This is a genomic window from Corynebacterium sp. HMSC08F01, assembly GCF_001807545.1.
GTDB classification, from domain to species: Bacteria; Actinomycetota; Actinomycetes; order Mycobacteriales; family Mycobacteriaceae; genus Corynebacterium; species Corynebacterium coyleae.
Map to the genome: position 1 here is coordinate 270,258 of NZ_KV789314.1, position 17,828 is coordinate 288,085.

Genomic DNA, 17,828 nt, shown 5'->3' on the forward strand with positions numbered 1-17,828 from the left:
ACCCATGCCACAGACTCCCCTGTTTGCTAAGCACGAGGCGCTCAACGCCTCCTTCACCGACTTCGGTGGCTGGACCATGCCGCTGAAGTACGCCTCCGAGTTGGAAGAGCACCGCGCGGTGCGCAACGACGTTGGCATTTTCGACCTGTCCCACATGGGCGAAATTGACGTCAAGGGCCCCGACGCTGCAGCGTTTTTGGACTACGCGTTGATCTCCAACATGTCCATCCTGAAGGTGGGCAAGGCGAAGTATTCGATGATTGTCGATGAAAACGGCGGCATCCTCGACGACTTGATCACCTACCGCTTCGACGACGACCACTTCATGGTTGTGCCCAATGCTGGCAACACCGCAGCCGTATGGGCGGCGTTCGAGGCACGCAAGGGCGACTTCGACGTCGAGCTGCGCAACGACTCCGAAGCCACCGGCCTGGTTGCCGTCCAGGGTCCGCGCTCCCTCGAGGTGCTCAACCCGCTGCTGGACGGTGATGCTGGCGCCCTTGAGTACTACTCCGGCGCTTGGTTCTCGCTTCGCTCGAACCAAGCGACAATCGACGTGTTTGTCGCTCGCACCGGTTACACCGGTGAAGACGGCTTCGAACTGTTCTGCGCGGCCGAAGACACCGTTGCCGTGTGGGACGCCGTCATCGGCTCCGGTACCCCGTGCGGTCTGGCTGCACGTGACTCGCTGCGTCTCGAGGCATCCATGCCGCTCTACGGCAACGAATTGACCACCGACATCACCCCGGTGGAGGCCGGGATGGGCCGTGCGTTTGCAAAGAAGGAGGCGGACTTCGTCGGTAAGCAGGCGCTCACTGGTCGTGAACCAAGCGTCGTTATCGCTGGTCTGACGTCTGAGCAGCGCCGTGCCGCACGTCAGGGCGCCGAGGTGTACCTGGCGGGTACTGAGGACAAGATCGGCGTGGTCACCTCTGGCCAGCCTTCGCCGACGCTGGGATACCCGGTGGCACTCGCACATGTGGATCCGGCACACACGGAAGTGGGCACCGAAGTGGAAGTTGATATCCGCGGACGCCGTTACCCGTTTACTATTGCAGCAACCCCGTTTTACACCCGAGAGGACGCATAACTATGGCTCTGAAGCAGGATTTCTACTACTCCGAGGACCACGAGTGGATCAACGCCACCCCGGACACCGCCGTTGGCCAGACCGTACGCGTGGGCATCACCCACGTCGCTGCTGACCGCCTCGGTGAGGTTGTGTTCGCGGAACTGCCGCAGGTCGGCGACACCGTCACCGCAGGCGAAACCTGCGGTGAGATCGAATCCACCAAGTCGGTCTCTGATCTGTACTCCCCGGTCACCGGCACGGTCACCGCTGTCAACGAGGACATCGACGGCGCGTATGAGGCCATCAACAACGACCCGTACGGCGAAGGCTGGCTCTACGAGGTTGAGGTCGAAGAGGTCGGCCCGCTCATGACCGCCGACGAGTACGGCGCCGCTAACGGCGTGTAGTACACATCTCTGCCGGGGACTAGGGTTGGGCGCATGACTGCGCCACGTGACCCGTTTTTCCCCGCAGAGAAGTCCATCCGAGCCTCAGACTCGCCCATTGACGTACGCGAGCTGGGGCTCGTGGACTATCAGCAGGCCTGGGATCTTCAGGCCGAGATTGCCGCGCAGCGCGCCAAGGATGAGGTGGGCGACACCATCCTGGTGTTGGAGCACCCCTCCACGTTCACTGCCGGCAAGCGCACCCAGCCGGAGGATATGCCGGATGCTTCCTACCCCGTCCCGGTTGTGACGGTGGACCGTGGCGGTCGCATCACCTGGCACGGCGAAGGCCAACTCGTGGTGTACCCGATTATTAAGTTGGCCGAGCCGGTAGACGTCGTCGATTATGTGCGCCGCCTCGAAGAAGCCCTCATTCAAACCGTGCGGGCAGCCGGGGTGACCACCGCAGGGCGTATCGACGGCCGCTCGGGCGTCTGGGTACCCGCTGAAACCAAGGCGGCCTCCCCTGAGGCCTCGACACGTGAGCGCAAGATCGCGGCACTTGGCATCCGTATCACCCGTGGCGTGACCATGCACGGGCTGAGCCTGAACTGCGACAACACCCTCGAACACTACGAACACATCGTCGCCTGCGGTATCGACGACGCCGACGTGACCACCATGTCGCTCGAACTCGGACGCGACATCTCGCCTGCCGATATGGCTGGCCCTGTCGTGCACGAACTCAAGCGAGCTTTGGCTGGTGAACTGGTGGTAGCGGACCATACGTTTGCCACTCGGCCGGACCCGTCGAAGGGTTTGACAAAACATGTACGGTAGGGGGCGTGACTGTAGCACCAGAAGGACGCAAGCTGCTGCGCGTTGAGGCGCGCAACTCGCAGACACCAATTGAGAAGAAACCACGCTGGATCCGCAACTCTGTAAAGACCGGTCCCGAATACGAGGACATGAAGCAAAAGGTCAAGGGAGCGGGGCTGCACACCGTGTGCCAGGAAGCCGGCTGCCCCAACATCCACGAGTGCTGGGAATCGCGTGAGGCAACGTTCCTCATCGGCGGATCGCGTTGCTCGCGCCGTTGCGATTTCTGTGACATCGCCTCCGGCAAACCGGATCCGTTGGACCGCGACGAACCGCGTCGCGTGGCAGAAGAGGTCAAGAGCCTCAACCTGAACTACTCCACCATCACCGGTGTGACCCGCGACGACCTCGAAGACGAGGGTGCTTGGCTATACGCAGAGGTCGTCCGCAAGATCCACGAACTTAACCCAAACACCGGCGTGGAAAACCTTACTCCGGACTTCTCCGGCAAGCCGGATCTGCTCCAGGAAGTGTTCGAAGCACGCCCTGAGGTCTTCGCCCACAACCTGGAGACTGTCCCGCGCATCTTCAAGCGCATCCGTCCGGCGTTCCGTTACGAGCGATCTCTGGACGTTATCCGCCAGGCACGTGACTTCGGTTTGATCACCAAGTCCAACCTCATCCTCGGCATGGGCGAGACCCGTGAAGAGATCCTTGAGGCGCTGCAGGACCTGGTTGATGCCGGCTGCGACATCATTACCATTACGCAGTACTTGCGCCCAGGCCCGACGTACCACCCGATCGATCGTTGGGTGAAGCCGGAAGAGTTCATCGAGTACCGCGACGCTGCTTACGAGATGGGCTTCGGCGCTGTCATGTCCGGTCCGCTGGTCCGCTCCTCCTACCGTGCAGGCAAGCTCTACGTGGAAGCAATGAAGCACCGTGGGCTCGAACTGCCGGAGAACCTGAAGCACCTCGCGGAAACGTCTCAGGGTGAGACCGCGCAGGAAGCCTCGTCGCTGCTGAAGAAGTACGGCGCGTCTGAGGACCACCCTGTAGAGACCCGCTAGGGGTCTTTGGCCCGCGTCTTAGCTGTGGCATACAGTATTGGCCATGGCTAAGACGCAGGACAAGGCAGCCGCAAAGGCTGCGAAACAGGAACAGCGCGCGGCGAAGCGCGCGAAGAGCAAGGCAACGCGCGGGCAAATCGTCCAGGCGTTTAATATTCAGCGTAAGCGCGACAAGGCGCTTATCCCGATCATGCTGGCCTGTGTGCTCGGCGTCGGGTTGCTATTCTTCCTCCTCGGCCTGTGGTGGGGCATGAAGTGGCTCTGGCTCGTCTTCGGCCTCGTTCTGGGTGCCGTGCTGGCAATGTTTGTCTTCTCCCGTCGCCTGGAGCGCTCCATGTACGAAGAGGTCGGCGACACCCCAGGCGCTGCCGGCTGGACACTGGAGAACATGCGCAACACGATGGGCATCGTGTGGCTGACTAAGACCGGCGTGCAGGCGAATACTTCCATGGACACCGTCCACCGCGTAGTGGGCAACCCGGGTGTGGTCCTGGTCGGCGAGGGTAACCCGAACCGTTTGAAGACCCTGATGTCCAAGGAGCACAAGCGCGTCGACCGTCTGCTGGCTGGTGTACCGATCTACGAGGTGTATGTCGGTGAAGGCGAAGACCAGGTGCGCACTCGCGATCTGCAGAAGCACCTGCTGAAGCTGCCGAAGAACTACCAGAAGAACGAGGTATACAACCTCGCAGCGAAGTTGGACGCAATGGATTCACGCGCACGCAACGGCCAGATGCCGGGCCTGCCGGGTGGTCCACTGCCAAAGCAGGCACAGAACATGGCGGGTATGAACCGCAAGATGCGCCGTATGCAAGAGCGCAAGGGCGGAAAGTAACCCCCGAATCCCCCCTGTGATCCGCTCGCTACCTGGAACGGATCACTGTTGTGGTGGTGGCGCGGTCATGCATGCCGCGCCCGTCGGCGTCGACAAGCGCTGCGGGCAACACGAAGCCGGTGAGGACGGTGCGCAACGCTGCGCGCCACAGTCCCACCGGCGCTTCTTCGTCTACACGCGCCACCCCCATGCCGAGTGCAGCCATACCTGGGGTGCGGGCGAACAACCAGCCTCCCAGGATTCCCAGCACGATCCACAGCAGGTAGGTCAGCGTGTACTTGTCCCCCAACGCTGAGGTGTTCTGGGTGATCAGGGATGCAGCGATCGCGCAGATTGTCCAGTCGATGAGCACTCCGCCCATGCGTCGCGCCACCGATGCTTGCGAGCCGGCACCTTTCTCCGGCATGCCGAGGAACTCCCCCGGATAGGACGGCAGATGGTCCTCGCCGTTGAATTGATTAGGGATTTCTGGGCCGTTGCGCCAGTCAGGTCGTCGATTAGCAGCCATACTCTATGAGCCTAGCGGTGTACAGGTCTACACTTGTAACCGCTTATGACAGCCGACCGACGAGGAGTACCGCCCGTGTCCTTCGACAACATCGAAGACGTTAAAAAGTTCATTGTCGACGAGGGGGTGGAATTCGTTGACGTGCGCTTCACCGACGTGCCCGGCATCGAACACCACTTCTCCATCCCGGCCTCCATGTTCGACGAAGACGTGATGGAAGAGGGCCTCGCTTTCGACGGCTCCTCCATCCGCGGCTTCACCACGATCGAAGAGTCCGACATGACGCTCATGCCGGACCTGGCCACCGCGAAGCTCGACCAGTTCCGTGATTCGAAGACGCTAAACGTGAAGTTTTTTGTCAACGACCCGTTCACCCACGAACCGTTCTCGCGCGACCCGCGCAACGTAGCCAAGAAGGCCGAGGAGTACCTGCGCTCCACCGGCATCGCAGACACCTGCTCGATTGGCGCCGAGGCCGAGTTCTACCTGTTCGACTCCATCCGCTACGAGGTGGACGCCCATACTGCGTTCTACGAGATCGACGCGGAAGAAGGCTGGTGGAACCGTGGTGCCGAGGCTGACGTCGATGGCGGCCCGAACCTGGGCTACAAGAACCGTGTGAAGGGTGGCTACTTCCCCGTCCCGCCGCACGACAAGACCGTCGAGGTGCGCGACGCGATGGTGCGCAACCTGGCTGAATCCGGTTTTGAGATCGAGCGTTTCCACCGCGAGGTGGGCAACGGCGGCCAGCAGGAGATCAACTACCGCTTCAACACCCTGCTACATGCGGCGGATGACCTGCAGGACTTCAAGTACATCATCAAGAACACTGCCACCCAGTTCGGTAAGACCGTCACGTTCATGCCGAAGCCGCTCGCTGGTGACAACGGCTCGGGCATGCACGCCCACCAGTCCCTCTGGAAGGACGGCGAGCCGCTGTTTTACGACGAGTCCGGCTACGGTGGCCTGTCCGACATCGCCCGCTGGTACATCGGCGGCCTGCTCGAGCACGCAGGTGCCGTACTCGCCTTCACCAACCCGACGCTGAACTCCTACCACCGCCTAGTGCCGGGCTTCGAGGCCCCGATCAACCTGGTGTACTCCCAGCGCAACCGTTCCGCTGCCATCCGCATCCCGATCACGGGTGCGAACCCGAAGGCGAAGCGCATCGAATTCCGCGCACCGGACCCGTCGGGCAACCCCTACCTCGGCTTCGCAGCCATGCTCATGGCAGGTATCGACGGCATCAAGAACCGCATCGAGCCGCACGCCCCGGTGGACAAGGACCTCTACGAACTGCCACCAGAAGAGGCCAAGGACATCCCGCAGGCACCGACCTCGCTTGAGGCTGCCCTGCAGGCGCTTGAGGCTGACCATGACTTCCTCACCGAGGGCGACGTGTTCACCGAGGATCTCATTCAGACCTACATCAAGCTGAAGTACGACAACGAGATCACCCCGGTGCGCCTCCGCCCAACGCCGCAGGAATTCGAGATGTACTTCGACTGCTAAATCAGAGGCAAAACAGCGGCTCGATGGTGGCTGAAATAGCCTCGTTCTCCGCTAAGCCTTAGATAACTTTGTATAGCCTGACCTGCGGAAGGTCAGGCTATACATGCTTGCGCAGGCAAAACAATGGGTTCATAGTGGGCGCTATGACTGATCTGATGGCACGCCCCAATGACTGCTCCGCCGACTGCCCGGTGGTGTACGACCTGCACCCGATGCAGCACGTTGAGCCTGGCACCAGCGAGCGGCTCAACCGCCTCCGCGCGGCCGTCCTTGGCGCGAACGACGGCATTGTCTCCACGGCGGCTGTCGTCGTGGGTGTAGCGGGCGCGACCGCGAACCAGACGACGATTGCCATGTCCGGTTTGGCCGCCGTCGTTGGTGGTGCTGTGTCGATGGCGCTTGGCGAATACGTCTCGGTGTCGTCGCAACGCGACTCGGAGCGCTCCATGGGCTTTGCGGAGCACCAGCAGGTCAATCCATGGTCAGCCGGTATCGCGTCGTTCCTGTCGTTCATCTTGGGTGCGGTGCTGCCATTTGTGACCGCGATACTGGCGCCGGAGTCCGTCCGCATTGTGTCGATCTTCGCTGTGACGCTCGTTGCGCTTGCACTCACCGGCGCACTGTCGGCAAAGCTTGGCGATTCCCCGGTGCTCCGCCCGGTTCTGCGCATCGTCGTCGGTGGAACACTCGGCCTAGCGATGACTTTTGCGGTGGGTTCGCTCTTCGGCGCCGCTGCACTTTAGTGTCCAGAGTGGCGGTAGCGATTTGGATCGTATCCGTTTGACGTGGGAAAACACCCAAACCACACAACTCCACACAAAGTACACAACTCCACACAAACCACATAACTTCACATAACATCGGTAGTGTCGCCGACATCCTGCGCGTGCCAGAGGATGAGTATCCCGAACTGCCGAATGGCCAGGTACAACAAAAGGGATTACCATACATGGGGTGATGAACAAGCTCCGCCAACTTCCTCCGGCCGGCCCCGCATGGGGCGGCAGCCTCATGGGTACGTCGATCGTGTCGCGACTGCTCGTCGAAAAGAACATGATGCTTGGCGCGAGCATCTTCGCAGCGATCGCCTCCGCAATCCTCGTTGTATTAGTGGTTGGCTTTGTCACATACCGCCAGCCGAGCTTCAAACGCACCTCAATGGCGGAATGGTCGATGTTCTTCATCGGAATCCTCGCGCTCGGCGCCGCACTGTCTGGGTTGACGGATGTGCCGGTGTACCGCCTGGTCGGCTTTTGGATCGGCGCGCCCGTCACCACCTTGACCTGGGCGATCCAACTCACGCGATTCGAAGGAAAACCACGGTTTACGTGGGGGCTGCCGCTTGTCGGCCCGATGATCTCCGCGTCTGTGGCCGGCTGGCTGGCCCGCGACTACGGGCAGATCTACCACGTCATGGGCACAGTGTTTTTCTTCATGTCGCTGCTGACCGCAGTGCCGGTGTTCATGCGCGTCTACTGGGCTGCCTGGCACGGTGAGGTTGATCTGTCGGGTCCGAACTCTGCGACCGCATGGGTGCCGCTCGGCGTGATCGGCCAATCCACTACCGCGTTACAGATCCTCTACCCCGGCTACTTCTCAGTCCACTACGGCTACGTGGCGCTTATGCTGTCCATCCCGCTGGCCATCTACGCCATGGTCACCTTCTACCCCAACGTCGCACGCTGGACGCAGTACTCCCCCGCCTGGTGGTCGTGCACGTTCCCGCCGGGCACGGTGAGCATGGGTGGCCACCAGGTGGCGCTGGTCAACGGGTCGCACTGGCTGGACGCCGTTGCCTTGGCAATTCCGTTCCTGCTGCTCGCTCACTGGACGGTGTGCTCGAGCAGGTTTATCAGTTGGGTTATCGAAGGTCGCCGGGACAACAACTCGCAGTCGACGCAGACGCCCCAGACCTCGAAGGCTGCGCGCCAGATGGCGGCCTAGCGCGCCACGTTGAGGTCGACCTCGATCCCGCCAACGCGCCCGCGGGAGGTGAACTGCCACACCGCGGGTTCCGGGAACCCGAGCGGGCGCGGCCACTTCCCCAACTGCGCCGGGTCCGTCACGGTGTTGTCGCCCCAGTGCGCGAGCCACAGTTCCCCAAACTGTGCAGGGCTGGCCAGCCCCATGTGCCGGCGCCAGTACCAGGCGTTGGTGTAAACCCCGGCCACTTCCACGCCAGCTTGGGTGAAGCACTCTACAGCGGTGTGGACGTCGTCAAGCGTAAGCCCCACGGGTGACTCCACGTCGAGCCACATGGGCAATTGCGTATCGACGAGCACCTCACACGCCACCTCCACCTGCCGCTGCACCGTCGTGCCCTCTGAGGGGGCGCGGAGAAAGTGGTAGGTGGAGGTGACGCAGCCGGCGGTGGTGGCGTCGAGAAGCAATTGCTCAAAACACGGGTCGCGGTAGGTGCCGTCCGTGGTGCGGATGATGGCGAAGTCGAAGCCGGTGAAGTCGAAGCCTCGTTGGTATTCGGAGACGTCGACGCCGAATCTCACCGCTTCTTCAGCCCCATGCGCGGGGTAAAGCTGCCTGGGTGGCGGCGCTGCGCTGCGGCATCAGCGATGGTCAGGCGCCACTTCGGGTCGGTCACCGGCATGTTGGAAATCGGGAACCAGCCGACCTCGATCGACTCGTCGTCACCGACGATGGGCACAGCGGTGGGGTCTGTAGCCTCGCAACGAATCTGCACCGACATGTACGTCGCCTTATCCCCGTTGTCGTGCGTGACCGGGCCAACCACGCCAACGCCGAGGATTGCCGCCGGCTCGACTTCCACACCGGTCTCCTCGAGCACTTCGCGCACCGCGGCCATGTGAGGCTCCTCGCTCGGGTCCGCGATGCCGGTCACCGGGGTCCAGTTCCCATTGTCGGCGCGGCGCACGAGCAGCACGTCCGGCACCGCCCAGTCGGAGGTGTCCGCTGAATCGCGCAACACCACCGCGCACACGCTTGGCACCCACATCAGGTCGGTGCCGATCTTTTTACGGGTCTCCACAATGAACTCCGGGATAGGCATGGGTGCGAGTGTACAATCCCTTCCGATATGAGCACTTCCGTGACCGAACCCGAACAGCCCACGCGCACCTTCCTGCAGCGCGTGCCCACGCCGGTGTTTGTCACGGTCTACGGCGCACTCGTCGTCGCCGCGGTGGTGGGGGCCGTGTTCGGGCTGCGATACACCGCAGACGCGGAAAGCACCGAGGCGTCCCTGCCACAACCGGTGCGCCCGTTTAACCCGGCCCCGGCCGATCCTTCCAATGTGGCGGCGAGTGTGCGCCCCCACCTGATCCAGAACCTGCAGGTGGGCAAAACCAACACTGGTGTGATGGCGCGTGGCGATCTCGCCGAGTACGTCATGAGCGATTCCACCGAGTTCGCCGGCCACGTCTCACGCCTGCTCGAGCAGAACTGCCTAGACACGCTCGAGCTGACCACCCCAGACGGCATGCGGGTGAACTTCTGGGGCTTTTGCTTTGCGACGATACCCGCCACCACCATCCAAAACACCTTCGATTTCGCCGTGGCCCAAGGCGCTGACTCCGCGTCCTTCGCCGTCTACCCCGCCCAGAACAACTTCCACGAAATCAGACTGATCTGGACCGACGCGGAAGCAACCGGCTACGACGCGAAGCAACTCGAGCGGCAGTGGAAGCAACTCGACCGCCCCGACGAGATCGACCGCATCGCGTTCTTCGGCTACTACGACGACGAGGTCATCGTGGTGGATAACGACAAGAAGGACGGCAGGTCCACCAAGACGTTCCCCGCCGGTGAGGCGTTCAACGAGAAGTGGGGCCTCGAGCGCTAACTACCAGCGCGCATTACCAGCTCTGATTACCAGCGCTGGGGCACGAGATCTGCGTCAGGCACGACGTGGTTGATCACGGCCATCACCTGGTTGATGTTGGAGTAGCTCATCAGCAGCGGATCCTCCATGCCTTCGAAACACTCCTCCCCCGCACGGCCAGCCTCTGTGCCTGAGACCACTCCGATGACCGTGGCCCGGCCGTTGATCTCGGTGAACACCGGCCCGCCCGAGTCGCCCGAAGCGGCGCAGACGGAGGCGATGTCGCCGTGGGTTTGGGCCTCGGCGTCGTCGTCAAGATTCACGATCTGCACACGCTGGGTCGCCTCAAACTTGCCGCAGGTATAGCCGGTGGTCGCGCCGGTTTTGCACACGCGGTCGAGATCGTGCAGGTCCTTGGCGATACCGGTTGCTATCGGAGCACCGACGACATCCATGAACCGCTCGGTATCGGTGATCTCGATGATGCCAACATCGATACCTTTCGTTTCCTCATTCGCGTCGCCGTACATGCCGGAATAGATGAACTTGCCTACCTCGTGCGCGTAGTCGAAGGCGGTCTCCGCATTCGTCGGCCACACAAGGTCGCCCGCACGCCCGCAGTGGCCCGCAGTCACGGCATAGGCTCGGCCGTCAGCGCCAGTAAACGAGAACGCTGCAGTGCACGACTGAGCGGTGAAGTGTTCACCCGGCTCCGGGTAATGGTCCGTGGACTGAATGCGCGTACCCGGCGCCCACGGCGCGAACGCAGGCACGAGCACGTTGCTCTCCTCCACCGGTGCAGGCGGGGCCTCATCCGGCGTTTGCACACGCTCAAGCGCGTGGCGCTCCTCCACCGTGGGAGTTGGGAATTGGCTCGTGGTCAGCCCGAGCCACACCACCATCGCAACAGCAGCAAGCGTTGCGACGATCACCGTAATCCACCCACCGGTCCGCAAACCCGTACGCCGCTGAGTGGGCGGCGCAGACAGAGCAGGCTGCGCGGGCGTGCCGGGCACGCCGGGCACGCCGGGCATGTCCGGGAACTGCCACTGCTGGCCATCCTCCGGCTGGTAGCGCCGCGCCAGGTTGTCGCCGCCTGCCTGATGTTCAGGGAAGGTCAAGCGCGAGCCTTACTTGTCGGCGTCGGAGTTTTCGGCGTCGGTGTCGTCGTCAAGAAAAAACTTGTCACCCTTGGCGGCTTCCTCGGCCTGGATCTTGATGTCGCGCAGGAACTTCTCCGGATCGAACTCCGTGTACTGCTCAGGACCTGCGAACTGCTCTTGTGCCATCGGTGGGGATCCTTTCCTAGACGTCCGTGCGCTCGATTGCGTCGGCGATGAATGCCTTGACCTGCTCGGCGTCATTCGGCAGATCCACAACATGGCGCTCGGCGTCCATAATCGCGGCGAAGCGCTCCGGCACCTCCGGAAGCTCGCCAATTGCCTCCACAATGGTATCCGCGAATTTCACCGGCAGCGCAGTCTCCAGCACAACAATGGGAGTTTCTACGCTGTCTGCCAGCTGCTGCGCCACGAACACGCCGTCGGCGGTGTGCGGGTCGATAACCACGCCGTACTCGTCCTTGATGCGCTTGATCGTGGCAATGCGGTCCGCATGCGTCGAGGTGCCCGAGCCGAAACCGTACTTGTCGGTGATGCGCTCAAGCGTGTCGGTGTCCAGCGTAAAGCCGCCCTCTTTGACCTTGGTGCCGAAGAGCTCGCGGGTGGTGTCCGCGTCGCGGTCCAGCGCGTCGAAGATCATGCGCTCAAAGTTCGACGCCTTGGAAATATCCATCGACGGCGACGAGGTGGCGTACGTGTCGGCTGCGGAACGCGGGCGGTAATCACCGGTGGTGAAGAACTCGTGCAGGACGTTGTTCTCGTTCGTCGCCACGATCAGGCGATCAAGCGGCAGCCCCATCTGCTTGGCAATGTGGCCTGCGCACACGTTGCCAAAGTTACCGGTAGGCACGCAGATCGAAACCTGCTCCTCGTTCGTCTTCGTCGTCTTGAGGTATGTGGCGATGTAGTACACCACCTGCGCAAGCAAACGCGCGAAGTTAATGGAGTTGACCGCGCCGATCGAGTACTTCGACTTAAACTCCGCGTCCGCGCTGACTTCCTTGACCACGTCCTGGCAATCATCGAAAACGCCGTCGAGCGCGATGTTGAAAATGTTCGGGTCGTCCAGGCCGAACATCTGGGCCTGCTGGAACGGGGTCATACGCCCGGCCGGGGTGAGCATGAACACGCGGATGTTGTCGCGGCCACGCATGGCGTACTCGGCCGACGAGCCGGTATCGCCCGAGGTCGCGCCCAGAATATTGATCTCCTCGCCGCGGCGCCCGAGTTCGTACTCGAAGAGCTCGCCGAGCAGCTGCATCGCCATGTCCTTAAACGCAGCGGTCGGACCTTCGGAGAGGTGCGCGATGTGCAGGCCGTCGTTCAGACGCGTAACCGGCACGATCTCCTCGTCCGCGAACACCGGGGTGCGGTACGCACGCTTGGCAATCGCCTCGAGGTCCTCCGCCGGGATGTCATCGACGAACAGCTTCAACACCTCTGCGGCAAGTGCGGCGTAGCCGTCGTTGGCCAAAAGGGTGCGCCACTCGTCGAGAAGCGCCGGCGAAAGTGTCGGGTACACCGCCGGCATAAACAGCCCGCCGTCCGGGCTTAAGCCGGTGAGCAGGATGTCAGTGAAGGAACGGGCCTGGGCAGTTGCGTCGCGCGTCGAAATGAAGTCCACGCCGGGCAGTCTACGTGATCGGTGTATGCCCTTGGTCGGAATGGGCATTTACGTTCAGCGTCGGCAGGCCCGGAAAGCCGCACTTTGGTGCGGTCGTGGGGCCTCGATTCGTTCATATGCAGGGCTCGATATGCGTAACTGCAGGTCAGCGCAAAATTGGGAAAACGGCCCGAAAGGTATCTCCAAAGCCGTGACCAGGACTTACGCATATCGAGCCCTGCACATGAACGTTGGGGGGCGGTGGCGCGTTAGCGGTGCCGGGGCGCCGGAGGCGGTGGCGCGTGAGCGCGCACCGGCGGGGTGCTGCGGCGGTGCCGGGGTGCTATTGGCGCGGGGGCTCCTGGCGGCCGGTGAGGATGTCCACGACGGAGCGGATTGCGGCGTCGCCAAGCGGTGCCACCGAGCGCTCCTTCGGCTGCTCCGGTGTGGATGCCCGGCGCGGGCTCGGCTCGACGGTGACGTTAAGCGTCGTGTCGTCGAGTTCGAGCTTTGCGGACGGGTCGATGCCGGCGACGCGGGCGGCGTCGACGAGTGCGACGAGGTCGGCGAAGGTTGCGTTGTCAAGGTCGATAGTCATGTTCACTGCCATGCCCACAGAGCTTATTGATTCCGCAACCGCCGCGCCTAGTCGAATTCCAGGGACTGCTTTTCGCCCCAGAACACTTCCTCAACCACGCGGTGGGCGCGCCGGGTGATGCGCAGGTAGTCCTCGAGAAACTCTTGCTGGTCGTCGGGGTCGTATCCGGCAGAGCCAGCGACCTGGGCCAGTTGCGGGCCCGGTGCGGGGAGCTGGTCCTCACGCTTGCCGGAGACGAGCACAATAGCGTTGCGGGCGCGGGTCGCGGTGAGCCACGCGGTGCGCAGGGTTCGCGCCTTGTCGGCGGAAAGCACCTCGGGGTCGTCGAGCTCCACGAGGAAGTCCAGTGCGTCAAGTGTGGACGGGGTGCGCAGTTCGTGATGACGATGCGCGTGCGCCATGGTGATCAGTTGGACGGTCCACTCCACATCGGCAAGTGCGCCGCGGCCAAGTTTGGTGTGGGTGGCCCGGTCGGCGCCACGGGGCAGGCGCTCGTTATCCACGCGGGCTTTGATGCGGCGGATCTCGCGAATATCGGCGGGCGTTGCGCCGGCCTCGGGGTAGCGGAACTCGGCGATGGCGGAAAGGAAGCGCTCCCCTACCTCGCGGTCGCCGGCGACGACGTTGGCGCGAAGGAGTGCTTGGCGCTCCCAGACTTCGCCCCACTCGCGGTAGTAGCGCACGTAGGAGGCGATGGTGCGCGTCACCGGACCGGAGCGCCCCTCGGGGCGCAGACCCAGGTCCACCTCCAGCGGCGGGTCGCCGGATGGTTTGGACAGGCGGGTACGGATCTGGTCGAGCACCTTCGTGGCCCAAGCGATGGCTTCTGTTTCGTCGACGCCGTCTGCTGGTTCGGTGACCACCATGACGTCGGCGTCAGAGCCGTAGCCCAACTCGGCGCCGCCAAGCCGGCCCATCCCGATCACTGCGATTCGTGCGGGGGCCTCGTCGAGACCAGCGGCGGCAGTGGTCGAATACACCTCTGCCTGCAGCGCGGCCTCAAGGACCGCGTCCCACACATACGTCAGTTCCAGACAGACCTGGCGCACCTCCATCAGACCGAGCAGATCAGCCGCAGCGATACGGGCCAACTCAGCACGACGCAGGGAGCGCGCCACCGACACCGCTTTCTCCGGGTCGGCTTGGTGGCGCTTCGCCGAGGCAATGATCGCCTTATGCACCTGATCCGGAGCCACCTCAAGCAGGCGCGGACCGGCGGAGCCATCCCCAAGCAGTTTCACCACGTCAGGTGCGGAAATGATCAGGTCGGAGGTGTACGGGGAGGTGCCGAGGATGTGCATGAGGCGTTGGGAGGCCACGCCTTCGTCGCGAAGCATGCGCAAGAACCAACTGCGATCCACCGCTGCCTCGGAGAGTTTGCGGTAGTTGAGTAGGCCCTGGTCGGGATCGGCGGTGTCGGCCAGCCAGTGCATGAGTGTGGGCAGCAGGATCTCCTGCAGTTTCGCCTTGCGGGAGGTGCCCTTGATCAGCGCGGTCAGGTGGTCGAACGCGCGCGCCGGGTGGCGGTACCCCAGGGCTGCCAACTGGTCCTTCACACCGGCGGCGGAAAGTGTTGCTTCACCGACGGTGAGGTCCACCACGGCGTCCAGCAGCGGGCGGTAGAAGAGACGCTCGTGCAGCGTGGCCACCTCGTGGCGGATGGCCTTGAGATGCCGGTTCATCGCCTCAGGGGCGGTACCGCGTGGCCCGGCTGAGAAGCCTGCGGCGCGGGCGAGCCACCGGTTGCGCTTCTCATCATCGGCCTCCGGCAGTTGGTGGGTGCGCTTGAACCGCTGCAGTTGGAGACGGTGCTCGAGCAGGCGTAAAAACTCGTAGGCATCGGTGAGCACTTTGGCGTCCTCGCGGCCCACGTACCCGCCCTTGGCCAGGTCGGCGAGGGCTTCGAGGGTGTTGCGGGCGCGCAGGGTGTCGTCGATACGCCCGTGCACGAGTTGGAGCAGTTGCACGGCGAACTCGACGTCGCGAAGCCCACCGGGGCCGAGCTTGAGTTCACGGTCGCGCACGTCTGCGGGCACGTTTTCCAGCACGCGGCGGCGCATGGCCTGGACGTCTTCGACGAAGGAGTCGCGCTGGGACGCCTCCCACACCAGCGGCGACAACGCGTCCGAATACGCCTGGCCCAGATCCATCGATCCGGTCATCGGACGGGCCTTGAGCAGTGCCTGGAACTCCCAGGTCTGCGCCCACTTTTTGTAGTACGCCACGTGTGAATCCAGAGTGCGCACCAGGGCTCCGGCTGCCCCTTCGGGCCGCAGGTTCGCGTCCACTTCGAAGAAGCAGGCGGAGCCGATGCGCATCATCTCGCTGGCCACGCGCGTGATCTTGGTGGTCACAGGCTCGGCGACGAACACGACGTCCACATCCGAGATGTAGTTCAGCTCCCACGCGCCGCACTTGCCCATGGCGATGACGGCCAGGTCCGCGTCAACCTCCTCGTCGCCGTAGACCTCCCGCACTGCGACCGCGAGTGCCGCCGTGAGCGCCGCGTCCGCCAAGTCCGTCAGCCGGTCGGTGGTGTAGGCGTACGTCATTGGCTCGCCTTCGCCGAAGCCCTTCACCGCGGCGAAGGTGCCGGCCAGGTCCGCGGCTGCAACGCGCATCACGAGGTTGCGATGGGCTGTGCGAAGCTTTTGCTTTGCGACGCCAACCTCACCTACCTCAGCCCGATACAGACCCGGGGTGTCCGCATCCACGCCAACCGCGCCGAGCATGGTGCGGAACATGTCGGGACGGGACGGGAGGTCGTCGCAAAGCAATCGCCACTGCTCAGGATTGGCAATGAGGTGATCCGACAGCGCGGTCGAGCCGCCGAGCAGTGCGAAGAAGCGCGTGCGGAAAATCGAGTTCGCGCGCAGTTCGGCAAGCAGCTCGTCCCACAAATCCAGCGCCCCGTGCAGGCGGTAGGCGTTGTTCAGAGCCAGATCCGGATCCGCGGAACCCGCCAACGTGTAGCCGAGCTCCTCGGTGTCAAAACCGAGCTCGGCTAAATCCTCGGCGGCGCGCGGGCTGGTCAGGCCAAGTTTCGCGGGCTTCACTACAAATCAATCCCCGTTTCGATCTCCCACGGGGTGATCTTCGAGGTGTACTCGTGCCACTCCTGCCATTTTGCACGTAGGAAGAATTCGAAGACCTGCTCGCCAAGCACTTCCGCCATGAACTCGGAGCGCTCCAGGTGGCGCAGCGCCTGATCGAGAGAGGTCGGCAGGTCCCGGTAGCCCATCGCGCGGCGCTCCCGGCGGGTCAGGGCGAACACGTCGTCGCGTGCTGGCTCGTCGAGCTCGTAGCCTTCCTCGATCCCCTTCAGGCCAGCGGCGAGGATGGCCGCGTATGCCAGGTATGGGTTGCAGGCCGAATCCAGCGAGCGCACCTCGGCCCGGCGCGACTCCGCCTTGTGCAGACGGTAGGTGGGCACGCGCACCATCGCGGAACGGTTCGAAATGCCCCAGGTCGCGGCGGTGGGTGCCTCGGAGCCGAACTGGAGGCGCTTGTACGAATTCACCCACTGGTTCGTCACCGCGGAGATTTCGCTGGCGTGCTCGATGATGCCGGCGATGAACTGGCGGCCGGTGGCAGACAGGCTGATTTCGTCATCAGGATCGTGGAACGCGTTAGTGTCGCCTTCGAACAGGGAGAAGTGCGTGTGCATCGCCGAGCCTTCAAGGTCCGCGAACGGCTTAGGCATAAATGTTGCGTGCACCCCGTTGATCTCCGCGACGGTCTTGACCAGATAGCGGAAGGTCAGGATGTTGTCCGCCATGGTCAGCGCGTCGGTGTGGCGCAGGTCGATCTCCTGCTGGCCTGGGGATCCCTCGTGGTGGGAGAACTCGGTGACAATGCCCATGTACTCCAGCGCGGATACCGCCATCCGACGCAAGCGCGGGGCCTCGTTGCGTTTGGCCTGGTCGAAGTAGCCGCCTTTGTCCGCTGGTGTTGGTGGCTGGTCGCCCTGGCCGGGTTTGACCACGTAGAACTCGATTTCGGGGCTAGCCAAAAACTCGAATCCCATGTCGCGGGCGTTGTTGATCTGGCGGCGTAGCACCTGACGCGGATCTGCAAACAGCGGGCCGCCGTCGGGCATGGTGATGTCGCAAAACATGCGCGCGGTCTGCAGACCAGAGTCCTCATCGAACGGCAACGGCTGGTACGTCGACGGGTCCGGGCGCAGCAACGTGTCCGACTCGGAGACGCGAGAGAAGCCCTCGATTGAGGAGCCGTCAAACCCCACGCCCTCCTCGAATGCGCTCTCGAGTTCCGCAGGCGACATCATCACCGTTTTCAGCGAGCCGAAAATATCGGTGAACCATAGGCGGATAAAGGCAATGTCTTGCTGCTCGACGAGTCGCAGCACGTTGTCGGTTTGGGCGCTCATGGCACATAACTGTAGCGGGCGCCGCGATTCGAAAACGGGCCAAGCGCAAATCGGCGTGCGCGCTAGACTCGGAGGCATTACATGCGCTGAAACTGCGTCGATCACATGTCGAACCCGC

General features: G+C 63.2%; 18 protein-coding genes. 9 read left to right on the plus strand and 9 right to left on the minus strand.

All coding sequences use genetic code 11. The features are described 5' to 3' along the window. Positions 1 to 4 precede the first annotated feature (4 nt). The 5 genes from gcvT to HMPREF3171_RS07790 are packed head-to-tail and all read left to right on the plus strand — an operon-like array spanning position 5 to position 4,182. Positions 5 to 1,090 (plus strand): glycine cleavage system aminomethyltransferase GcvT, encoded by a 1,086-nt coding sequence (gene gcvT / locus HMPREF3171_RS07770; RefSeq protein WP_070484034.1) that lies wholly within the window; start codon positions 5 to 7, stop codon positions 1,088 to 1,090. A gap of 2 nt (positions 1,091 to 1,092) precedes the next feature. Then, the gene (gcvH, locus tag HMPREF3171_RS07775) at positions 1,093 to 1,479 is read left to right on the plus strand and encodes a glycine cleavage system protein GcvH (protein ID WP_070422154.1); all 387 of its coding nucleotides are present in this window, start codon (positions 1,093 to 1,095) and stop codon (positions 1,477 to 1,479) included. Between the two features lie 33 nt (positions 1,480 to 1,512). Further along, positions 1,513 to 2,298, plus strand: coding sequence for a lipoyl(octanoyl) transferase LipB (lipB, locus tag HMPREF3171_RS07780; protein WP_070484036.1), 786 nt, complete (start codon positions 1,513 to 1,515; stop codon positions 2,296 to 2,298). A 5-nt stretch (positions 2,299 to 2,303) separates the two neighbouring features. Continuing rightward, positions 2,304 to 3,347 carry a lipoyl synthase gene (gene lipA, locus HMPREF3171_RS07785; protein ID WP_070484037.1) on the plus strand — a complete coding sequence of 348 codons (1,044 nt, stop codon included), beginning with the start codon at positions 2,304 to 2,306 and terminating at the stop codon, positions 3,345 to 3,347. A gap of 43 nt (positions 3,348 to 3,390) precedes the next feature. Then, positions 3,391 to 4,182, plus strand: a complete 792-nt coding sequence (locus HMPREF3171_RS07790; RefSeq protein ID WP_070450834.1) for a DUF4191 domain-containing protein — start codon at positions 3,391 to 3,393, stop codon at positions 4,180 to 4,182. A gap of 28 nt (positions 4,183 to 4,210) precedes the next feature. Here the strand turns inward: HMPREF3171_RS07790 and HMPREF3171_RS07795 are convergent, their stop codons facing one another. After that, entirely contained in the window at positions 4,211 to 4,690 is a 480-nt protein-coding gene (locus HMPREF3171_RS07795) for an RDD family protein (protein ID WP_070422150.1), read from the minus strand. 45 nt (positions 4,691 to 4,735) lie between these two features. On the opposite strand from HMPREF3171_RS07795, the gene glnA reads away from it, so the two are divergent. The 3 genes from glnA to HMPREF3171_RS07810 all read left to right on the plus strand — a co-directional run bounded on the left by glnA (position 4,736) and on the right by HMPREF3171_RS07810 (position 8,146). After that, positions 4,736 to 6,202: a type I glutamate--ammonia ligase gene (gene glnA / locus HMPREF3171_RS07800; protein WP_371327142.1), complete on the plus strand. Its 1,467-nt coding sequence runs from the start codon at positions 4,736 to 4,738 to the stop codon at positions 6,200 to 6,202. Between the two features lie 212 nt (positions 6,203 to 6,414). Next, complete coding sequence (locus HMPREF3171_RS07805; RefSeq protein ID WP_208856598.1) at positions 6,415 to 6,945, plus strand: VIT1/CCC1 transporter family protein; 531 nt, start codon at positions 6,415 to 6,417, stop codon at positions 6,943 to 6,945. A gap of 214 nt (positions 6,946 to 7,159) precedes the next feature. Beyond that, the gene (locus tag HMPREF3171_RS07810; protein ID WP_083292012.1) at positions 7,160 to 8,146 is read left to right on the plus strand and encodes a TDT family transporter; all 987 of its coding nucleotides are present in this window, start codon (positions 7,160 to 7,162) and stop codon (positions 8,144 to 8,146) included. On the opposite strand, the gene HMPREF3171_RS07815 is transcribed toward HMPREF3171_RS07810, so the two are convergent. Further along, positions 8,143 to 8,706, minus strand: a complete 564-nt coding sequence (locus tag HMPREF3171_RS07815; RefSeq protein WP_070484041.1) for a glycoside hydrolase family 25 protein — start codon at positions 8,704 to 8,706, stop codon at positions 8,143 to 8,145. The genes HMPREF3171_RS07810 and HMPREF3171_RS07815 overlap by 4 nt on opposite strands. Beyond that, positions 8,703 to 9,227, minus strand: a complete 525-nt coding sequence (locus HMPREF3171_RS07820) for an NUDIX hydrolase (protein ID WP_070422147.1) — start codon at positions 9,225 to 9,227, stop codon at positions 8,703 to 8,705. Before HMPREF3171_RS07820 ends, HMPREF3171_RS07815 begins: the two co-directional genes overlap by 4 nt. Positions 9,228 to 9,254: 27 nt before the next feature. Here HMPREF3171_RS07820 and HMPREF3171_RS07825 point away from each other — a divergent pair, with 27 nt between their 5' ends. Further along, positions 9,255 to 10,019 carry a hypothetical protein gene (locus tag HMPREF3171_RS07825; protein WP_141743382.1) on the plus strand — a complete coding sequence of 255 codons (765 nt, stop codon included), beginning with the start codon at positions 9,255 to 9,257 and terminating at the stop codon, positions 10,017 to 10,019. A gap of 26 nt (positions 10,020 to 10,045) precedes the next feature. On the opposite strand, the gene HMPREF3171_RS07830 is transcribed toward HMPREF3171_RS07825, so the two are convergent. The 6 genes from HMPREF3171_RS07830 to HMPREF3171_RS07850 form a co-directional block, all read right to left on the minus strand. Continuing rightward, complete coding sequence (locus HMPREF3171_RS07830; RefSeq protein WP_244268621.1) at positions 10,046 to 11,119, minus strand: S1 family peptidase; 1,074 nt, start codon at positions 11,117 to 11,119, stop codon at positions 10,046 to 10,048. Between the two features lie 9 nt (positions 11,120 to 11,128). Then, complete coding sequence (locus tag HMPREF3171_RS12105; RefSeq protein WP_168161888.1) at positions 11,129 to 11,287, minus strand: hypothetical protein; 159 nt, start codon at positions 11,285 to 11,287, stop codon at positions 11,129 to 11,131. 16 nt (positions 11,288 to 11,303) lie between these two features. Then, positions 11,304 to 12,743 (minus strand): threonine synthase, encoded by a 1,440-nt coding sequence (gene thrC / locus HMPREF3171_RS07835; protein ID WP_070484045.1) that lies wholly within the window; start codon positions 12,741 to 12,743, stop codon positions 11,304 to 11,306. Positions 12,744 to 13,065: 322 nt separating this feature from the next. After that, a complete protein-coding gene (locus HMPREF3171_RS07840) occupies positions 13,066 to 13,332 on the minus strand; it encodes a hypothetical protein (RefSeq protein WP_070484152.1) in 267 nt (88 codons plus the stop codon). A 35-nt stretch (positions 13,333 to 13,367) separates the two neighbouring features. Beyond that, complete coding sequence (locus tag HMPREF3171_RS07845) at positions 13,368 to 16,376, minus strand: bifunctional [glutamine synthetase] adenylyltransferase/[glutamine synthetase]-adenylyl-L-tyrosine phosphorylase (protein WP_070484047.1); 3,009 nt, start codon at positions 16,374 to 16,376, stop codon at positions 13,368 to 13,370. Further along, a complete protein-coding gene (locus tag HMPREF3171_RS07850; RefSeq protein ID WP_070484049.1) occupies positions 16,376 to 17,710 on the minus strand; it encodes a glutamine synthetase family protein in 1,335 nt (444 codons plus the stop codon). Before HMPREF3171_RS07850 ends, HMPREF3171_RS07845 begins: the two co-directional genes overlap by 1 nt. Positions 17,711 to 17,828 lie beyond the last annotated feature (118 nt).